The 18,368-nt window shown below is 50.2% G+C and carries 13 protein-coding genes and 1 pseudogene; all 14 read left to right on the top strand.

Features of this window, described 5'->3' with window-relative positions:
- Positions 1-7 precede the first annotated feature (7 nt).
- The 14 genes and pseudogenes from OIU26_RS09485 to OIU26_RS09420 all read left to right on the top strand — a co-directional run bounded on the left by OIU26_RS09485 (position 8) and on the right by OIU26_RS09420 (position 18,235).
- Complete coding sequence (locus OIU26_RS09485) at positions 8-913, top strand: carbohydrate ABC transporter permease (RefSeq protein ID WP_129548783.1); 906 nt, start codon at positions 8-10, stop codon at positions 911-913.
- On the top strand, positions 910-1,836 hold the full coding sequence (locus OIU26_RS09480) for a carbohydrate ABC transporter permease (protein ID WP_165080246.1): 927 nt from the start codon (positions 910-912) through the stop codon (positions 1,834-1,836). Before OIU26_RS09485 ends, OIU26_RS09480 begins: the two co-directional genes overlap by 4 nt.
- Before the next feature lie 18 nt (positions 1,837-1,854).
- Positions 1,855-2,961, top strand: coding sequence for a M24 family metallopeptidase (locus OIU26_RS09475; RefSeq protein WP_165080248.1), 1,107 nt, complete (start codon positions 1,855-1,857; stop codon positions 2,959-2,961).
- Between the two features lie 48 nt (positions 2,962-3,009).
- A complete protein-coding gene (locus OIU26_RS09470) occupies positions 3,010-4,533 on the top strand; it encodes an Ig domain-containing protein (RefSeq protein WP_264216650.1) in 1,524 nt (507 codons plus the stop codon).
- An 89-nt stretch (positions 4,534-4,622) separates the two neighbouring features.
- Positions 4,623-5,831, top strand: coding sequence for an NAD(P)/FAD-dependent oxidoreductase (locus OIU26_RS09465; RefSeq protein ID WP_264216649.1), 1,209 nt, complete (start codon positions 4,623-4,625; stop codon positions 5,829-5,831).
- Positions 5,828-6,829 carry a proline racemase family protein gene (locus tag OIU26_RS09460; protein WP_264216648.1) on the top strand — a complete coding sequence of 334 codons (1,002 nt, stop codon included), beginning with the start codon at positions 5,828-5,830 and terminating at the stop codon, positions 6,827-6,829. The genes OIU26_RS09465 and OIU26_RS09460 overlap by 4 nt, the downstream gene beginning before the upstream one ends.
- 51 nt (positions 6,830-6,880) lie before the next feature.
- A complete protein-coding gene (locus OIU26_RS09455) occupies positions 6,881-7,768 on the top strand; it encodes a dihydrodipicolinate synthase family protein (RefSeq protein WP_264216647.1) in 888 nt (295 codons plus the stop codon).
- Positions 7,769-7,783: 15 nt separating this feature from the next.
- Positions 7,784-9,220 (top strand): aldehyde dehydrogenase family protein, encoded by a 1,437-nt coding sequence (locus OIU26_RS09450; RefSeq protein ID WP_264216646.1) that lies wholly within the window; start codon positions 7,784-7,786, stop codon positions 9,218-9,220.
- Positions 9,201-9,620 carry a (2Fe-2S)-binding protein gene (locus OIU26_RS09445; RefSeq protein ID WP_238791357.1) on the top strand — a complete coding sequence of 140 codons (420 nt, stop codon included), beginning with the start codon at positions 9,201-9,203 and terminating at the stop codon, positions 9,618-9,620. The genes OIU26_RS09450 and OIU26_RS09445 overlap by 20 nt, the downstream gene beginning before the upstream one ends.
- Entirely contained in the window at positions 9,617-9,952 is a 336-nt protein-coding gene (locus tag OIU26_RS09440) for a (2Fe-2S)-binding protein (protein WP_017426336.1), read from the top strand. Before OIU26_RS09445 ends, OIU26_RS09440 begins: the two co-directional genes overlap by 4 nt.
- Positions 9,953-9,957: 5 nt before the next feature.
- Positions 9,958-11,175, top strand: a complete 1,218-nt coding sequence (locus tag OIU26_RS09435) for an FAD-dependent oxidoreductase (protein ID WP_264216782.1) — start codon at positions 9,958-9,960, stop codon at positions 11,173-11,175.
- A 62-nt stretch (positions 11,176-11,237) separates the two neighbouring features.
- Complete coding sequence (locus OIU26_RS09430; protein ID WP_264216645.1) at positions 11,238-13,562, top strand: glycoside hydrolase family 127 protein; 2,325 nt, start codon at positions 11,238-11,240, stop codon at positions 13,560-13,562.
- Positions 13,563-13,993: 431 nt separating this feature from the next.
- Positions 13,994-14,937: pseudogene (locus OIU26_RS09425) on the top strand (copper amine oxidase N-terminal domain-containing protein).
- 4 nt (positions 14,938-14,941) lie between these two features.
- A complete protein-coding gene (locus tag OIU26_RS09420; RefSeq protein ID WP_264216644.1) occupies positions 14,942-18,235 on the top strand; it encodes a DUF5704 domain-containing protein in 3,294 nt (1,097 codons plus the stop codon).
- Positions 18,236-18,368 lie beyond the last annotated feature (133 nt).

Here is an 18,368-nt window from a genome sequence, read left to right as displayed (position 1 = left end):
ACAGCCCATGAAGCGACCAAAATCAGGAATGATGCGCATGGAGCGAAACTGGGGTCTGCTATTCGCGCTACCTGCCATCCTGGGATTAATGATATTTACGATTGGACCGATCGTGGCCTCGTTCGTATTCAGCTTAACCGATTGGACAATTGGCGGACAGATGACCTTTATTGGATTAGATAATTACCGAACCATTTTGACCAAGGATACTACCTTTTCCCAGTCCATGTTTGTGACCACGTATTATGCACTGGGCAGCGTACCTCTGGGCTTGGCGGCGGCTTTTATCATTGCGTTGTTATTAAATCAAAAGGTAAAAGGTTTATCGGTGTTTCGCACGATTTATTATTTACCTACCATTGTGCCGAGTATTGCCAACACGATGCTGTGGCTGTGGATGTTCAATCCGGATTTTGGTCTGTTGAATTCCCTGCTGGAGAGCGTTGGACTACCGGGGAGCAAATGGATTTATGACGAGAAGACTGCGATCCCCTCGCTGATTATGATGAGTACTTGGGGAATCGGGAACACGGTCATTATCTTTTTGGCAGGACTTCAGTCGGTGCCCACCCATCTGTATGAAGCAGCTGAGGTAGACGGCGGCAATAGGCTGCATAAATTTTTTCATATTACGATTCCTTCGATGACACCAACCATCTTCTTCAATCTTGTCATGTCTTTAATCAGCACCTTTCAGGCATTCAATCAGGCGTATGTCATGACCAACGGGGGACCTAACAATTCAACGCTGTTCTATGTATTCTACTTGTGGCGAACAGCCTTTACGGAGACTAAAATCGGTTACGCCTCAGCGCTGGCCTGGATTTTATTTTTCGTCATTATGGTTCTAACTGTTCTGATTTTCTCCACGTCCAAAAAGTGGGTTCACTATGAAGGGGGGGAACGTTCATGAATCAGGTCACTTCTTCTGTCAAACCTTCAGATACACCGCAACATCCACTTCCACAGCCTGAACGCTCCCGAAGTCCTGCTACCGCCACCCGTTCCAAACCATTCCAAATCAGCCGTATCGTGCTGTATATCGTTTTAATTATGGGCAGTGTTTTAATGCTGTTGCCATTCGTATGGCTCATTCGCAGCTCTTTGATGGGGACATCGCAAATTTTCGTGTTCCCTCCAGAGTGGATACCCTCTCCTTTTCAATGGAGCAATTACCCGGAAGCGCTGACTTCGGTACCGTTCGGCAGGTATTTTCTGAATACGTTCCTCATTGAGGTGTGTGTACTGGCAGGAGTGATGCTGACCTCGATTGTATCGGCCTTTACTTTTGCCCGTCTGCGCTGGCCTGGCCGCAATCTGATTTTTTCCCTGCTGATCGGGTCGATGATGTTGCCTTATGCGGTGACGCTCATACCTACTTTTGTTATGTGGCGTGAGCTGGGTGGGCTGAATACATTTCTGCCGCTGATTGTTCCTGCATGGTTTGGTGGAGGGGCATTTAACATCTTTCTGATGCGACAATTCATGCTGACGATTCCGCGCGATCTGGACGAAGCAGCTTATATGGATGGAGGTACACCGCTAACTGTATTATGGCGCGTCATTGTTCCCTTATCTTCGCCTGCATTGATCGTGATCGGGATATTTACATTTATTGATGCGTGGAACGATTTTTTGGGCCCGATTATTTATTTGAGTGACGAAAAGCATTTTACACTGGCGCTGGGGCTGGCGACTTTTCGGGGATTGAACAATACCAATTGGCCTTACTTGATGGCAGCATCCAGCACGATTTTGGCTCCGATCGTCCTGATATTTTTTATCGGACAACGCTATTTTATTGAAGGCATCACACTGACAGGAATTAAAGGCTAAAAGGAGGCTGATGTAGCTTTGGATAAACCCAACGGTTCAGCAAAACGGTTACAGGGTGTTCCGGGCAGACTGGCTCAGTTACGCTCGGAATTCCCGGCTCTAGGGATAGATGCACTGCTTATTACACATGGTCCCAACCGACGATATATGACCGGATTTACAGGCTCAGCCGGAATTGCGCTCGTTACGCAGGAAGAGGCTTTTTTGGTGACGGATTTCCGCTATATGTTGCAGGCAACAGATCAAGCAGCAGAATATTCAGTTATTCGGCATGAGGCACAAATCTTCCAGACCATCGCTGATCTCACAAGTAAATTGGGTGTTCGTAGACTGGGGTTGGAGAGCCGGCATGTCTCACTTCAACAGTCGGGACAGCTTCAAGCCGCAATAGGCTCGTTGGAGTACGTGCAAACGGAGGATGTAATTGAACGGCTGCGTGATGTGAAGGACGAGGAAGAGATTCGCACCATCCGTGAAGCTGCGCGCATTACCGATGCTGCCTTTACGGAAGTGCTGAATTATATTCAGCCTGGAGTTACAGAGCGGCGGATTGCGGCGGAACTGGAATATCAGCTCCGGCTCGCAGGCGCGGAATCAGGCGGTTTTGCGTTCATTGTCGCTTCAGGTGAACGCTCGGCACTGCCCCATGGATTGGCCAGCGACAAGGAAATTGGTCAGAACGAGTTTGTCACGATGGATTTTGGTGCCAATGTGTGCGGTTATCTGTCTGATATTACGCGTACCGTATTTGTCGGCAATCCGTCAGAACGTCATGAGGAATTGTATGCTATTGTGCTGGAAGCAAATATGACGACGATTGCAGGACTTCGGCCTGGCATGAGCGGTCGGGAGGGAGACCGTCTGGGACGGAATGTGATTGCCTCCTATGGCTATGGAGAGCAGTTTGGTCACGGATTGGGCCACGGCTTTGGCTTGGAGATTCATGAGCAGGTGCGGCTGTCCCGTGAGAGCCAATCTGTGCTTGTACCGGGACATGTGATTACCGTGGAACCGGGCATTTATATTCCGGGTTTCGGCGGAGTTCGGATTGAGGACGATGTACTGATCACAGATGACGGTGCCCAGGTGCTGACTTCCTCGCCCAAGGAGCTGCTTTTGTTATAAAACTATCGATAGTTTGCAAGTCAACCCAAAACGATATGGAGGGATCAAATGAACACGCATAAAAGGAAAACCAAAGTATGGCTGACCACACTAGCAACTTCTCTCATTGTGGCTTTGACGCCAGCTCTTCCGGGGCAACAGGCTTATGCCGAGGCAGAGTCGGATGTAAAAGTCATCGACATCTTTAGCCGGACGGTGAACGATTATGGTATAGATCTGGTCGATTGGCAAGGGTATCTGGCAAACCCCTATGTGAAGCTAAAAGTGAAGCCGCCTGCAAATGCCGCTTTTCCGTTAACCGTTACGTTAAAAGCGCAAGGCACGTCCCGGCTGATGATGGATTTGCCAAGTACGTTGTCGGCCCAAGGAGCAAGCAAAACGCTGACCTTTGCCAATGCGCAGGAGGAAAAGGATTTCCGGCTGGCCATCCATCCTGATCGGATTGGAGGAAACGGTGAAACAGAGAACTATACACTGTCCATGTCCGTTGCCGGAAATGATGGTCACACGACCACTCAGTCCATTCCGATTCGTGTGCTGGATCAGGACGATAATGAAGAACCCACAATCCCCCTCCATTTTGACTACAGATTCGATACGATCAGGCCTTATTTCAATGATGCAGCTACCAAAAAAGCCGCAGAGCTGGCGGTGAAGGACTGGTTCTATTTCTTTGATCTGGAGCCGTTTGATGAGGTTCCTGCCAACGCGGAAGTAAACCATCTGCCAGGAGATGATTGGCAAAATGAAATACAGGTGACGAATGATAAACCCTACAAAGGCATGTGGGTATTTATGAGAGGCCTGAACGGGCCGTATTCTACGGGCTTTCCGGCAGCTAACGGTCATTACCATACACGTAACGGTGTGACCGTTCCGGGGAACTTAAACCGTTCCTATAGTCTGATTCTGGATTTCTATGATGATGCCATTCCATTTACATCGGTGGACGATGAAGAATGGTATCAATCCGATCTGTCCAAGGTGACGGATGTGCATGGGCTGATCATGCACGAATTCGGTCATGCAATTGTGTTCAGTGACACGTTCCCAGGCGTCAAGGCGCTGAAGGAAGCCGCTGGCAATGACCCGGATATTATGGCTTATCAGCACAGACCGGCTGCATTGGACGACAGCTATCATCTCTCCGGAGAGCTTGCAGAAGTCGATAGATTGAGCGGACAAAATGGAGGCTGGCGCCATCTGTTCCCGACCCGGCGCTGGATGAACACGAAGCTTTCGCTGCTCGTAGCAGAAAAGGCAGGCTGGCCGCTGCGCAAGGACCTCACTCCTTTTCTCGCGCCAGAAATCTTGACGAAGAAACTGCCAGCACCCGTCAAAGGGAAAACGTACACAGCCAAGCTGGAAGCCAAGGGAGGCGTACCTTTTTACGATTGGACGGTGACAGGCGGTCAACTGCCCGCAGGCTTCACACTGGACCGCTTTACAGGAACGATTAGCGGAAAAGCAGACAGCGGAGCAGCCAACAAGACGTATACGTTCACCATACAGCTGCGGGATTATGACGAGCTGAGCAAGCCTGTGACACAAAGTTTTATGCTCAAGCTGTAATGAGTGCCCCTATACGCGGCTGACATTAGGGGCAAGCCATCTGACTGTTTTTGCATTCTGATTGAAATGGTTGAAGGGAGGGGAAACGAATGAAACACGATGCGGCGGATCTGGTCATTGTAGGCGGCGGAATCATCGGTACAGCCATCGCTTATTATGCGGCTAAATCTGGTATGAAGGTCGTGCTGGCTGAACGAGGGGAAATTGCTGGAGGCACTTCTTCCCGTTGTGACGGAAATATACTGGCAATCGACAAAGAGCCTGGGTTTGACAGTCGGATGTCACTGCTATCGCAGAAGCTGGTGGCAGAGTTGGCTATGGAACTGGAAGATGAATTCGAGTATCGTGCGCCTGGAAGTATTCTAGTCTGTGAAAATGACCAGGAGATGCAGGCCGCAGAGCAATGGGTCACCCGCCAGCAGCAGGAAGGGCTTCCGTTTCGCATGTTGGATCAGCAGGATTTGCGAGAGGAATGGCCGCATTTGGCCAAAGATTTACCGGGTGGGCTGGAGTGTGCGACAGATTCTACCGTGAATCCGGTGCAGATGACGTATGCACTGGCCAGGGCCGCGCGTCGGAGGGGAGCCAGATTATTACCGCGCATGCCGATACGGTCGGTTCTCAAGGACGAAAGGGGGAACGCCTGCGGAGTGGAGACGCCTAATGGTGTGATCCATGCTGATGCAGTAGTGTTGGCCGCAGGTGTATGGACACGCAGCATCGGTCATTTGCTAGGTTTAGACCTTCCGATTATACCGCGCAAAGGACATATACTGGTGTCTGCCCGAATGCCTTCAATCGGAAACCGCAAGATGATGGAGTTCGGTTATCTGATGAGCAAGTTCGGAGGTCAGCGGAGTGTAGATGAGGTTTATGAAAAATACGGTATAGCGCTGGTATTCGAGCCCACCGCATCACAGAACGTTCTGATTGGCAGCAGCCGTCAGTTTGTCGGTATGGATACAGGTGTCGATCAACAGGTGATTCGCTTAATCGCTCGCAGAGCCATTCGCTTTTTTCCTGCTTTGGCAAATGTACCGCTGATGAGGGCGTATACCGGTTTGCGTCCATGGACCCCTGATCATTTGCCCATCGTATCCGCAGTGGATGCAGTGCCGGGGCTATTCATCGCTTCAGGCCATGAAGGAGATGGTATTAGTCTTGCGGCGGTTACGGGGAAGCTGGTGACCGAGATGGTACGCGGCGAACCCACTTGTATTCCGGTAGAGCCGCTGCGTTATGACCGATTTGGAGAGGCTTTTACCAGCCACGAGGTTCATGGGGAGGTAACAGGATGAGCGTAGCGGGCAGAATTACTACGATTGATACTCATACGGGAGGCAATCCGACGCGGACAGTCATCCACGGTGCGCCTAAACTGGTAGGTCATACGATGCTGGAAAAGATGACTTATATGGCAACGCATCATGATGATTTTCGCCGTCTGCTGATGTTCGAGCCGCGTGGTCATGAGGTGATGTCAGGCTGCATTTTAACAGAACCTTGTCATCCAGATGCAGATATTGGTGTGGTCTTTATAGAAACAGGCGGCTATTTGCCAATGTGTGGTCACGATACGATTGGCGTATGCACGGCACTAGTGGAAGGCGGACTAATTGCTGCGGATAAAAAATCTATATTGCTGGACACTCCGGCAGGCCCGGTTCAAGCACGGCTGGATGTAGATGGGGGTAAGGTGAGACAAGTAACGTTCACAAACATCCCTTCCTTTGTGTACCGCCGTGAGGTGAAGGTTCAGGTAGAGGGCATCGGTCGAGTTACCCTTGATATTGCCTATGGAGGCAACTTTTACGGCATTATAGAGGCGGCTTCTATCGGTCTTGTACTGGATCAGAGCAATGGAGCAAAAATTGTACGAACAGCGGTACAGATTCGGGAGGCAGTGAATGCAGTTGTTGAGGTAGTACATCCTGAAAATCCGGTTATTCAAGGATTGACGCATATTGAATTTTACGGGGAACCCGTAGCCTCGCAGGCTGATTGTCGCAATGTTGTCGTCATTCCGCCAGGGGGTATCGACCGCTCTCCCTGTGGTACAGGAACCTCGGCTAAGGTAGCGGTGCTGCATGCCAAGGGAAAGCTGGGCTTGCATGAGGTGTTTGTGCATGAAAGCATCACAGGCTCCATGTTTCGGGCTGAAATTATGGGCGAGACGCAGGTAGGTCCTTACCCGGCAGTGATTCCGCAAATTACAGGTTCGGCATGGGTGACGGGACATCATCAATTTGTGCTGGACCCTGAGGACCCGCTGAGAGAAGGATTTTTGCTGATATGAGCATTTTGCAATTAAATAAGAAAATAAAACTGGGAAAGGGTAGGTGAGCATATGGCACGTTTTGAAGGTGTGTATGTGGCCTTGGTTACACCGTTCACGGCAGAGCTGGAGGTCGACTACAAGCGTCTGACCGAGCTGTGCGATTATCTGATTGCAAGCGGCATTAGCGGCCTGGTACCTACAGGCTCGCTGGGAGAGTATGCTGCTTTATCGCCAGAGGAACGGTCGCAGGTGGTGCATAGAGTCATTGACGCTGCGGCGGGACGTGTTCCTGTTGTAGTCGGCTCGGCCGCTCCATCCACTAAACAGGCGGTGCATTGGGTACAGCATGCCAAGGATGCCGGAGCAGCGGGTGTCATGGCGCTGCCGCCCATTAATTACAATCCACTGCCCCATGAGGTAACGGCTCATTATGAAGCATTGTCGAAGGTGGGGTTGCCGATTATTGCGTATAACAACCCCCATGATTACAAGGTTGACTTGACTCCAGATATTCTTGCAGACTTGTCGCGAATTGAAAATATCGTAGCAGTCAAGGAATTTTCCGGTGATGTACGGCGTATTCACGCTATTTTGGACCAGACAGAGCTGGAGGTCATGGTCGGAGTAGATAATCTGGCGATGGAGGGAGCATTGTTCGGCGCGACAGGTTGGATTTCGGGGGTACCTAATGCGTTACCGAAAGAAGGAGTAGAGCTGTTCCGGCTTGCGCAGGCGGGAAATGTGGCGGAAGCGTCCGCCTTGTACCGCAGGCTATTGCCGCTGTTCCACTATGATGCCAGTCCGCAATTGGTGCAGTCCATCAAATATATGATGGAGCTGGCTGGATTTCCGGTCGGCCCAACACGTCCACCCAGACTTGCGTTGCCGCAGGCGGATTATGACTGTATTCGCGAAGCTTTTGAGGTGGCGGTTGGTCCGAGCGGGGTTTCATCTTGAATGGGGGTGAAGACGATGGAGAGCCGAAATTGGATTGGCGGTGAGTGGCTAAGTCCTTCCGGCGACGCAATGGTGGTTCGTAATCCTTCGGCTTTAAAGGAAGAGGTGGGAGTTGTCCACTTTTCCGGTAAGGACGATATTACACAGGCCGGGGAAGCCGCACGACTGGCGCAAGCAGGATGGGCAGCATTAAGTCCGGCAGCACGGGGAGCTTATTTGTTCAAAGCAGCCGGATTACTGGAGACAGCCGTACCTGAACTGGCTGAGCTGGCCAGCCGGGAAATGGGCAAGCCAATTACCGAGATGCGCGGAGAGGTGATGCGAGGTGTCCACCTGCTCCGATACTATGCGGCAGAGGGTGTACGTTCCATCGGTACAGTTATTCCTTCGAATGAGTCGGGAGTGCTCCAATACACAAAGCGCATTCCGCTGGGCGTAACGGCTGTCATAACGCCGTGGAATTTCCCGGTAGCGATTCCGCTGTGGAAAATAGCCCCTGCACTCTTGTGCGGTAATACGGTCATTTGGAAGCCTGCTGAACATGCTTCATTAACCGCAGTACGGATTGCTGAGCTATTCGAGGCGGTGCAGCTTCCGCCTGGCGTATTGAATCTCGCCATTGGGCAGGGGAATCGTATAGGCGATGCCTTGCTGGAGCATCCAGCGCTGGAGGCGGTCAGCTTCACGGGTTCTACCGCTACAGGTTTGGGCATTGCCGAACGGTGCGCACGTCGGAATATTAAATACCAGACCGAGATGGGCGGTAAAAATGCCGCTGTGGTGCTGAAGGACGCAGATGTGTCGCAGGCAGTGGCGATGATTGTCAGCGGTGCCTTTCGGTCAGCTGGGCAAAAATGCACAGCCACCAGCCGAGTGATTGTGGAACGGTCTGTCTATGAGACGTTCACGGAAGCGTTATGCCAAGCGGTAGAAAAAATCCAGGTCGCCCCAGCGCTCGACCCCGGTGCTTATCTTGGACCTGTGGCATCGAAGAGTCAGTACGAGAAGGTCATGTCTTATGTATCGCTGGCCCGCCGGGAAGCCGACATTTTGGCGGAAGGTGGAGCAGTCGCCGGGACAGATAACGGTTATTATGTGCGTCCATTGTTGACGACTGGACTAGATTCGTCCCACCCTTTGATTCAAGAGGAGGTTTTTGGCCCAGTCACCAGTGTCATGCAGGCGGGCGACTTCGAGGATGCGATTCGGCTGTGCAATGATTCTATTTACGGGCTAAGCGCTTCCCTGTTCACCCGCGATTTGCGGCTTGCTCATCGATTTCTGGATGAAGCGGATGTGGGAATGGTACGAGTCAATCAGGAGACGGCAGGTGTTGAATATCAGGCTCCGTTTGGTGGTCTGAAGCAGTCAAGCTCACATACCCGGGAACAGGGTCAGGCGGCGCTGGATTTTTATTCAGTGATTAAAACCTGTGCTATCAGCTATGCGTAAACGCACGACGGGACAAAGTGAAACGGTTGGGACGGAAGTGCAGGGGGAAGAGACCCAGTATGCAGAAAATCAATACGCAGAAAATCAGTATGCTGAATCTCCGGATGTGCAATCAAAAACGTTTGGCGCGTCAGGTCATGTGCTTGTGTGTCGATGTGAAGAAGTGAGTATTGCACAGATGGAGCAGGCCTGCCGCATGGGCGTGGACACCGTGCGTCAGCTTAAAATGGTTACACGGGTGACCATGGGGGCATGCCAGGGCAGGGTATGCCGACAATTGGTGGAGTCATGGTTTTACAATCAGGTTCCTGCCGCCCGCCGGGAGGCAGAGCTGTTATCACAAAGGCCTCCGGTGCGTCCCGTAACGTTCGGTCAGCTGGCAGAAGGAGGTTCCCCATGAGCCGTGCACGTATCGTAAATCATCCGATTTTGGGACCCAAGCCAGAGCGGCGGCAGGTATCTTTCATGTTTGATGGTCGTCCCATGCAGGGATTGGCTGGAGAACCGCTAGCGGCAGCGCTCCTCGCCAGCGGTGTCCGTTTGCTGAGAAGGCATGAGGAATCCGGTACAGCCAGGGGCGTATACTGCGCCATTGGGCATTGTAACGAATGCCGTCTGACGGTTCATCCGTTCGGTACGGTTCGTTCCTGCCTGACCAAGCTGGAAGAAGGTATGGTGGTGGAAACCGGACGGCAGCTTTCGAATGAAATCACAGGGAGAATTGTGACATGAATAAAATGGCACATCTCATCGTCATTGGCGCAGGTCCGGCAGGACTATCCGCAGCGGCATCGGCTGCTGAACAAGGATTGCCAGTCACGGTACTGGATGAGTTTACTGAGCCGGGTGGACGTATGCCCGGGCAATATCATGAGGAAGGCAGTCAAGGCTGGTGGATCGGAAAGCATGTTTCAGATGAGCTGATTACCCGTTGCGAGGAGCTTGGGGTGGACATTCGCTGTGGCGTGTCCGTACATGGTATGGAATATACGACTACGTGGGAAATATCCACTTCCTATGGATTGTTCACTGCTGAGTACGTATTGCTGGCGACCGGAGCTGCTGAGATTCCTGTTCCGCTGGATGGCTGGACGCTGCCGGGTGTAATGTCCATCGGGGCTGCGCAGGTGCTGACTAACGTTCATTACGTCAAACCAGGAGAGCGCGGCATCATCGTAGGAATGAACGTATTGTCTATGGCGATTGCCCGCGAGCTGTCCGTCGCCGGGGTGAAGGTGGCGGCGATTACACTGCCGTGCGCGGGTCCGCTGGCTGGTGCAGCAGCAGATCCGACAGCCTCCGCGAAGCTGCTGCTTCAGCTGTCGGGGCTGGCCCCGGCCGCCTGGATGCGCGCCGGCGGCAAGCTGGCAGCGACGATGCGGATGGAGAAGCTCATCGCGCGCTGCTATCCCCACAGAGGTTTCCGTCTGTGGGATATCCCGATCCGTTTGCGGACAGCAGTGAAGTCCGTCAACGGGCAAGACCGGGTCGAATCCGTGACCCTGGTCCATGTAAGACCAGATGGCTCGCCGATTGCCGGCAGCGAGCGCGTCGAACCCGCCGACTTTGTGGCGCTGAGCGGCGGTTTGTATCCGCTCGCCGAGCTGGCGGCGGTAGCTGGATGCAAATTCGTGTACAGCCCTGAACTGGGCGGGCATGTTCCACTACATGGTGAGCGAATGGAAACCTCGCTCAAAGGGCTGTACGTTGCCGGCAATATTACCGGTATCGAAAGCGGGCTGGTCGCCATGGCTCAAGGGCGATTAGCAGCCGCTTCTATGATCCATGCCGCTGGACTTGGCGTAGCAGGCGGGGAACAACGGCTACAGGAAGCGATCCGTGGGGTTCATTTTGCACGGAAACATGCGCTGATTCAGTTTCATCCCGGCATAACAGAAGCGAGAACACAGCTGTACCAGCAGTGGGAGCACTTCTCTTCTGGCAGCGGTGCGTAACGGCTCGTGAGGTTGGATATACGTTTTTTATCCCAAATTCGCCTTAAAGGGAGGAACGGAAGATGACTCTTAAAGCAAAGGCCCATATGAAAGCGAGGCCGTTCGCATTGAACGAGGTGGTATTGGCTGAAGGTCCATTCAAACAGGCGATGGAGCTCAACCGATCTTATCTGTTGGAGCTTCAGCCTGATCGTCTGCTGGCGCGGTTTCGGGAATATGCCGGGCTTGCGCCCAAAGCGCCTCAATATGAAGGCTGGGAAGCGATGACTATTTCCGGGCATACGCTGGGACATTATTTGTCCGCTTGCTCTATGATGTTTGCTTCAACGGGCGATGAGCGTTTTAAGGAGATCGCACATTACATTACGGATGAACTGAATGTTTGCCAGGCGGCGCATGGTGACGGATATGTATCCGGTATTCCCGGGGGAAAGGAACTTTTTGAAGAGGTATCTGCCGGAAATATTCGTTCGAAGGGATTTGACCTGAACGGTGCCTGGGCTCCTTTGTATACATTACACAAGTTATTCGCTGGCCTGCGTGACGCGTATCATTTGACAGGCTGTGACAAGGCATTAGGTGTAGAGCGCAAACTGGCGGACTGGCTCGAAGGAATTTTGAAGCCGATGAGCAATGAGCAAATGCAGCAGATGATGTTTTGCGAATATGGAGGCATGAATGAGGTATTGGCGGATTTGTATGCAGATACCGGGGAAGAGCGCTATTTGCAGCTGGCTGAGAGCTTCTGGCACAAGCTGGTGCTGGACCCACTTAGCTCACAGGAGGATTGTTTACAGGGCATTCACGCCAATACACAGATTCCGAAGCTAATCGGACTTGCCAAGGAATATGAGCTCACGAATGACACGAAGCGCCGGAAGACAGTGGAGTTTTTTTGGAAGCGGGTGGTGGATCATCATTCATATGTCATTGGGGGCAATAGCTTTGGGGAATATTTTGGCGCGCCAGATGGCTTGAATGATCGAATCGGACCGCATACGACGGAGACGTGTAACACCTATAACATGCTAAAGCTGACTAATCATCTGTTCCAGTGGAATGTTTCCGCCAAGGAAGCGGACTTTTATGAGCGGGGTCTATTCAATCATATTTTAGCCTCGCAGGACCCGGTCCACGGGGGCGTTACTTATTTTCTGTCGCTCGCTATGGGCGGACACAAGCATTTTGAAAGTAAATTCGATGATTTTACGTGCTGTGTCGGCACAGGAATGGAAAACCATGCGAGCTACGGCAGTGGCATATATTTTCACGATCACGATAAGCTGTATGTCAATCAGTTCATTGCTTCTACGCTGGCATGGAAGGACACAGGTGTTACGCTAAAACAAACTACGTCCTATCCAGACACGGATCATACCACGCTGGAAATTCAATGTGATCAACCTGCACCATTTATGCTGCTCATCCGCTATCCTTATTGGGCTGAAAAAGGGATCACTATCTGTGTAAACGGCAAGGAACAGTCGGTTGAATCAGAACCTGGCAGCTTTGTCTCTATCGCTAGAACCTGGCTTGATGGTGATGTTGTTGAGGTGACAATTCCGATGTCGCTCAGACTGGAGCAGATGCCAGATAACCCGGATCGGGCGGCTGTCATGTATGGACCGCTGGTGCTGGCAGGTGATCTGGGCCCCTTAGAAGATCCTAAAGCCAAAGAGTTCCTGTACACCCCGGTATTCATCCCTCCAACAGAAGAACTGGATGATTGGATACAGCCCGTGGAGGGCAAAAAGAATACATTCCGTACCTTAAATACAGGGCATCCCCGAGATGTGGAACTGTCTCCGCTGTATAAAATCTATGACCGTACCTATTCAGTCTATTGGGACATTTTTACGAAGGAAGCATGGCAGGAGGCGGAAAAGGAATACACAGCAGCACGCGAAAAGCTGGCGATTCTGGAGCAGTGCACGATTGACTTTGCCCAACCCGGAGAAATGCAGCCGGAGCGGGATCATAACTTTCAAGGAGATGCTTCGACTCGCACCGGATATGTGAATAACCGACCTTACCGGAATGCGGGAATTGACGGCTGGTTCTCTTTCGATTTGAAGACAGATCCGATTGCTCCAATGCTGCTGGTGATCACCTACACGGCTACGCTAGAAATGCCAAACTGCGATTTTGACATTTTGATTAACGGTCATCTGCTTGAGCATTTTAGTAAAGGCTTTGATGAGGCTGACAAGTTTTACAACGTGAACGCCGCTATTCCGGCTGCATATCTGGAGGGTAAGGATATAGCCACAGTGACCTTCAAAGCCAAGCCTGGACAGCGTATCCGCAGATTGTTTGGGCTGAGGATGGTCAAACAGGATGTGTATGAGCAGCTATATCAAGCTGGGAGTCCAGGTGCACATGGGTGATTTTTTGGCTATTTCGTGAGAAAAAAGTAACGTTTGATTTTTAATCAATAATGATTTAGAATGTAAGAAATATTGGATGATGCTGGAACAATCCATAGGATATGAACTGATATATTCATAGTTTTTGCGCGTGAAGCACACGGGCTGTTTCTTCCTTCAGAGGGGAGAGGCAGCCCTTTTTTGATGAGATTTTGCAGAAAATATAAGTTATATAAGGAGGCAATTCTATGATTTAGAGCGGGAGATTTCTCATAAGAAATCATTTTTAGAGTAGTTATATTAGTTATTTTTCTTATAGATTTTGTAATTGGGAAACCCTATAATATATAAATTGTATCCAGTATTTTCCGAAAGTGGGGATGCGATAAGTTTATGAGATTAGAGATGATATACATAGTTTAAAAGTTTAAGCAGGCAAAGGGGATCGAGAGATGAGTATGAAAAAATGGGTGTTGAGTTTGACCGCAGTCGCGTTGCTATGGGGCGGGACAAGTACGATTCCAACGACGGAGGCGGCAAGTAGCACCAAACCAATTGAAGTCTTATTAAATGCGAAAAAAATACAGTTCCCGGATACAAACCGGATGGTAACGATTATGTAATGGTTCCCATCCGGTTTGTATCCGAGGCATTGGGTGCTAAGGTGGGCTGGGAGAAAACAGGCGGCCAATTAGCTGTGTCGATAAAAAATGATGCACATGCCGTTAACATGACAGTGGGGCAAAACACCGCTACCGTGGATGGGCAGACCAAAACGTATGAAACGAAGATTATTTTGAAGCAAAACCGTACTTTTGTGCCGCTGCGGTTAGTGAGTGAGGGTTTGGGACAGTCGGTAGAATGGGATAAGGTCAGCCGCTGGGTCTGGATTGGGAAGAAGGAAATCGCTGCGTTAGAGGATACAGGGCATCAGGCGGTGAGTATTGAGCCGTATAAAAAGGCGATTGGGACCATTCCCAATCTTATGAAGAACGTGGTTAATGGTACTAGATACGAGAAAGTGGTTATTTTCAAACAATCTGATCTGCCTACTAAGCTTCTACGAGAAATTTATTCTGTTGAATCTTACACGACACCTAAAAGTGTTCCTTATCTACGAATGAGAGTAAAAACAAGTTCGGGTACAGCATCCAGTATTTTCTACCTGACTAAGAACAAGAATGCACGTCTTCGTCCTCCATTGGATGAGCTGACAGAGGACAACGGTGATGGTACAAAAATGATTTATTACCCGATTTATTCGTCTGCAGATGAGCTTTTCCAGGGAATTAAAGATTATAAGTCTTTCAAGTTGGAAGACATTGAGTACATAGGATTTCGCTTGCAAGGCAATGGTTATATTCCGCTGATGGTTAACCCGTGGAAGGGAAATTAGGCAAATGAAGAACACAAAACGCATTTTGGCCGTATTGCTGGTGGGGGTACTGCTGTTCTTGCAGCTCCCACCTTTTTCTTTTCCCGCAGATAAGGCAGTAGCCGAAACAGAAATAACACCGCTGTCCTACTATGCAGACAGGAATGCTCGCTACTTTGTTGGCATGATGTACTTCGACATGTGGATGAACACTGCTGGTAAATGGGTTACCGATGGTGGCAAAGAGCCAGGAAAAGGGATGCACGGTGAGGCGAAGTTCACGTACAAATTTAATTTTCCTGGTCGTAAGATTAAGAGCGTAGCAGCAAAATTGTATAATCCAGCAGCAGAAGTCAACAAAAATAATCCTGATTATAAAAAGTATTTTTCCAAGTCTCGGTCTGATGAATACATTGAGTATGTAGATTATGTAAGTGATGGCACGAAGGAAGACGACATTCGTGCCTTCAAAATAAATGGAATTGGAACGGATACAACTATTATTCCAATCACGGTGAATATAAAATTGAATGCGATAACTCAACCTAAAAACATCAAGGAAGAGAGCTGCCCTACCTGTGCCAAGGAAGTAGAAGCATACCGCATCTACCAACCCATCCTGTTCAAAATCGAACTAGAGAGCGCACTCATCGTCAAGCATTTTACAATTGACGGGAAATCACTTAACAACGTATTTACACCAATAGAAGATGAGCTAAAACCTAATCAACCATATGATTTCATCCCGCCAACCAACCCGAAATATGAGTATGTAGGTTACAAGAAGAGCACGACAGGTAAACCGCCAAGCGGAGATATTTTGCCTGGGATTGTACCCGGGTTTACCTATGACGGTTCTTTTGAGCAGTTTACCGCTTATTTGTATTACAAAGAAGCTCAGGGCTGTCCGAAGCCTGGAGAAAGCCAAGAGGGAGCGCCCTCAAGTTGCCAAGATAATGAACAGCCAACGAAAGGTGTTGTCTGCTCCCGTCCCGTTCCAGGTCTGCGCTTGGAAACTACCGAGTTGGACCCAGTAGTATCTGCCGTGATCAAAGCGGACCAGCGTGGTCGGGAACGATTTGACGTATCCAAAGGTATTCCTACCTCTGAAAGCCTGTATGGTCATGTGCAAGCCAAGAGATATCTTTTTCAACATAAGTTTGTAAACATGACGGGTCAGTGTACATATACGGTGAACGTAAAACGGGAATATCGGTTGACCTGGCGGCCTAAGAAAAAGTCTCGGCGGAATGAGACGGTGAAGCGAACTTATACTTACCAAATCGTCCGTCCGTACTCCTATTGGAAGATAGACAATTTGGAGGTATATGGCATTAAAGAGGCTACGCTCCGAAACTATGCGTTACCCAATGAAGCAATCACCCTGCTTCCGCAATCCTATACTCCCCCTTCCTATATTGCGGCTACCCAGGGTAACTTTTATCCGCCCCCTGCACCAGGGACAGTGGATGGAGGGAGTCGTAGCAAAAACGGCGGCAGCAGCAAGCCCAGTGTGCCTGATGATCGCAGTGTACTGAAATCTAAGGCAGTGGAGGCAGTTAAGGAAATCGAAGTGGAGAACGATACTCTGACCTTTGAAAACAAGATTATTATGAATCCAGAGCGCGTCAAGGTAAATGGCCCTAAACCAGGTGTGATTCCCTCTTCTGGAGCGATTGGGGCCGATGTGCTGTACAGTCCGAATCATGTGATTGATAAGCATAAGATGAATAAGCCCAACACGCCCAGCAGTGGTGACATCACTTACGCTATTCTCAAAGGAAATATCAATGGAGGTGCGGATAAAACGTTGCCGATACAGGGGATCAATACAGTGACTGTCCACACTCCCGTAGTGAATCTGTCTACAGTGTCGGATGATGCTGCTCATAATCAGAAAACCCAACCTACGAAGGGACGATCCGCACTTATTTTGGAGCGTCCTTTCCGGGTGACGATTTCGACAGCAGGTCCGCATTTGAATATTCCCGGCTATGGTGATCGGGAGTATGCCAAATATGTACGAATCAAGCAGGTGCGCTTTCCGTTCGATGTGTACAACAAAGGAAAGACGCATTTTTATCCGCGAGGTACCTGGATCGACATTCCGGTGCTACAACTGGACACAGACTTTTATTTGCCCGTATGGGTCGATGAAGGCAATTATACAGTCGAGTTCCGCACCATTGCCGAAAATGCACCGGATGGATTCACCGAGCAGCGCCATGCCAACACGGATCTCGCTCATCATGTTGCCAATGATGTGGTGAATATTGAGGTCATCGGACGGATGTATGATTTTCATATCACGGATATTGCAGATTACCATTGGGAGCGTGTATTTCGACTGCAAAAAGGAAGCCCACTGCATAGCGGCCTGTCCTATTGGACAGGGCTTGGCAATATTGACGGGTTGCCTAGAGGGAACCCGGAGCCCTTCACATTGCCCATTCGCCCCGGCAGTCACCCATTTGAAGGTTACGCAAATGTGGCGGTCAAGACAGGCTATCATTTCAAGTTTGACCTCAAAACCAAAGGCAATATGTTCAGCGCCCAGGATGGGATCCGTATTACCCCTTCATTTTATTGGGTGAGCAAAGATGGGCGACAGCGGGAAGAGGTAGATCTGTATACACATGCAGGCAGCCGAAAGTTTATCCGTGTAGGATCGGCGGAGGACCGGGAGAAGCGATATGTTATTTTGAACGAACGGCTACGCAATGTCCCGATGGAGGAAATGCAGGATACAGCAGCCTACCAATATCAACATGGACTGAGAGAAGCAGAGCGGAGTCAGTTAACGCTGGAACGTTATGTGGCGCAGTATGCCCAGCGTATCACACGCAGCAAGACCTGGGTTGGGCGCTACGACTGGCTGGTGCTGCCTGCGGCTGTACGTACCTTGATCGGTCCAAAGACAGACCTGCCGGAGGGGGTGGATGCCGATCGTGCGAATGCGGCGATTCAGCGCTGGTATGGCGAGTATAGTCTGCCTGCCGATGTGTACGCGGTCACCAAAGGAACGGATTTACGTAATGTAAGCCGAGAAAGGGAGCTAAACGAACATACAGATCTATTCAAGAAGACAGGCTTTATAGTGGTTCGTTTTAATTTGGAATCGCTCCGTCAGGGGGACACCGAGCATCCACATTTGCAATATATCAATGGCCCGCTCTTGAACCAATGGCAACTGGAAGGATATCGCAGAGAGATAAAGGACCCATACGGACACACCTTTCATTTACAGGATGGGGATATAGTATTTTATCATGCAGACCAGTCTAGTCGGGACGACTTCAATTCCTTTGTCCCTCACTAATTGGGGTATACAAATTAAGGATAACCTAAACTTATCTTTGACGATGTTGTACAAGCTTGACAAGCTCCTGTGTAGAGCGCTCGGTCGCTTTCCAGCTTTTTTACCGATGCTCCCTTACTGTGCAGGTGCAATG

The sequence above is a fragment of the Paenibacillus sp. BT-177 genome (genome assembly GCF_025846815.2).
GTDB lineage: Bacteria > Bacillota > Bacilli > Paenibacillales > Paenibacillaceae > Paenibacillus > Paenibacillus polymyxa_C.
Note: the sequence above shows the minus strand (reverse complement) of the source record. Positions and strands in the feature narration are given on the sequence as shown.

What these genes read in the sequence shown, in the direction of transcription:
- OIU26_RS09435 (WP_264216782.1), top strand. Translation starts at nt 9,958, where the DNA reads ATGGCACATCTCATCGTCATTGGCGCAGGTCCGGCAGGACTATCCGCA.
- OIU26_RS09485 (WP_129548783.1), top strand. Translation starts at nt 8, where the DNA reads ATGAAGCGACCAAAATCAGGAATGATGCGCATGGAGCGAAACTGGGGT.
- OIU26_RS09455 (WP_264216647.1), top strand. Translation starts at nt 6,881, where the DNA reads ATGGCACGTTTTGAAGGTGTGTATGTGGCCTTGGTTACACCGTTCACG.
- OIU26_RS09420 (WP_264216644.1), top strand. Translation starts at nt 14,942, where the DNA reads ATGAAGAACACAAAACGCATTTTGGCCGTATTGCTGGTGGGGGTACTG.
- OIU26_RS09480 (WP_165080246.1), top strand. Translation starts at nt 910, where the DNA reads ATGAATCAGGTCACTTCTTCTGTCAAACCTTCAGATACACCGCAACAT.
- OIU26_RS09470 (WP_264216650.1), top strand. Translation starts at nt 3,010, where the DNA reads ATGAACACGCATAAAAGGAAAACCAAAGTATGGCTGACCACACTAGCA.
- OIU26_RS09440 (WP_017426336.1), top strand. Translation starts at nt 9,617, where the DNA reads ATGAGCCGTGCACGTATCGTAAATCATCCGATTTTGGGACCCAAGCCA.
- OIU26_RS09465 (WP_264216649.1), top strand. Translation starts at nt 4,623, where the DNA reads ATGAAACACGATGCGGCGGATCTGGTCATTGTAGGCGGCGGAATCATC.
- OIU26_RS09450 (WP_264216646.1), top strand. Translation starts at nt 7,784, where the DNA reads ATGGAGAGCCGAAATTGGATTGGCGGTGAGTGGCTAAGTCCTTCCGGC.
- OIU26_RS09430 (WP_264216645.1), top strand. Translation starts at nt 11,238, where the DNA reads ATGACTCTTAAAGCAAAGGCCCATATGAAAGCGAGGCCGTTCGCATTG.
- OIU26_RS09460 (WP_264216648.1), top strand. Translation starts at nt 5,828, where the DNA reads ATGAGCGTAGCGGGCAGAATTACTACGATTGATACTCATACGGGAGGC.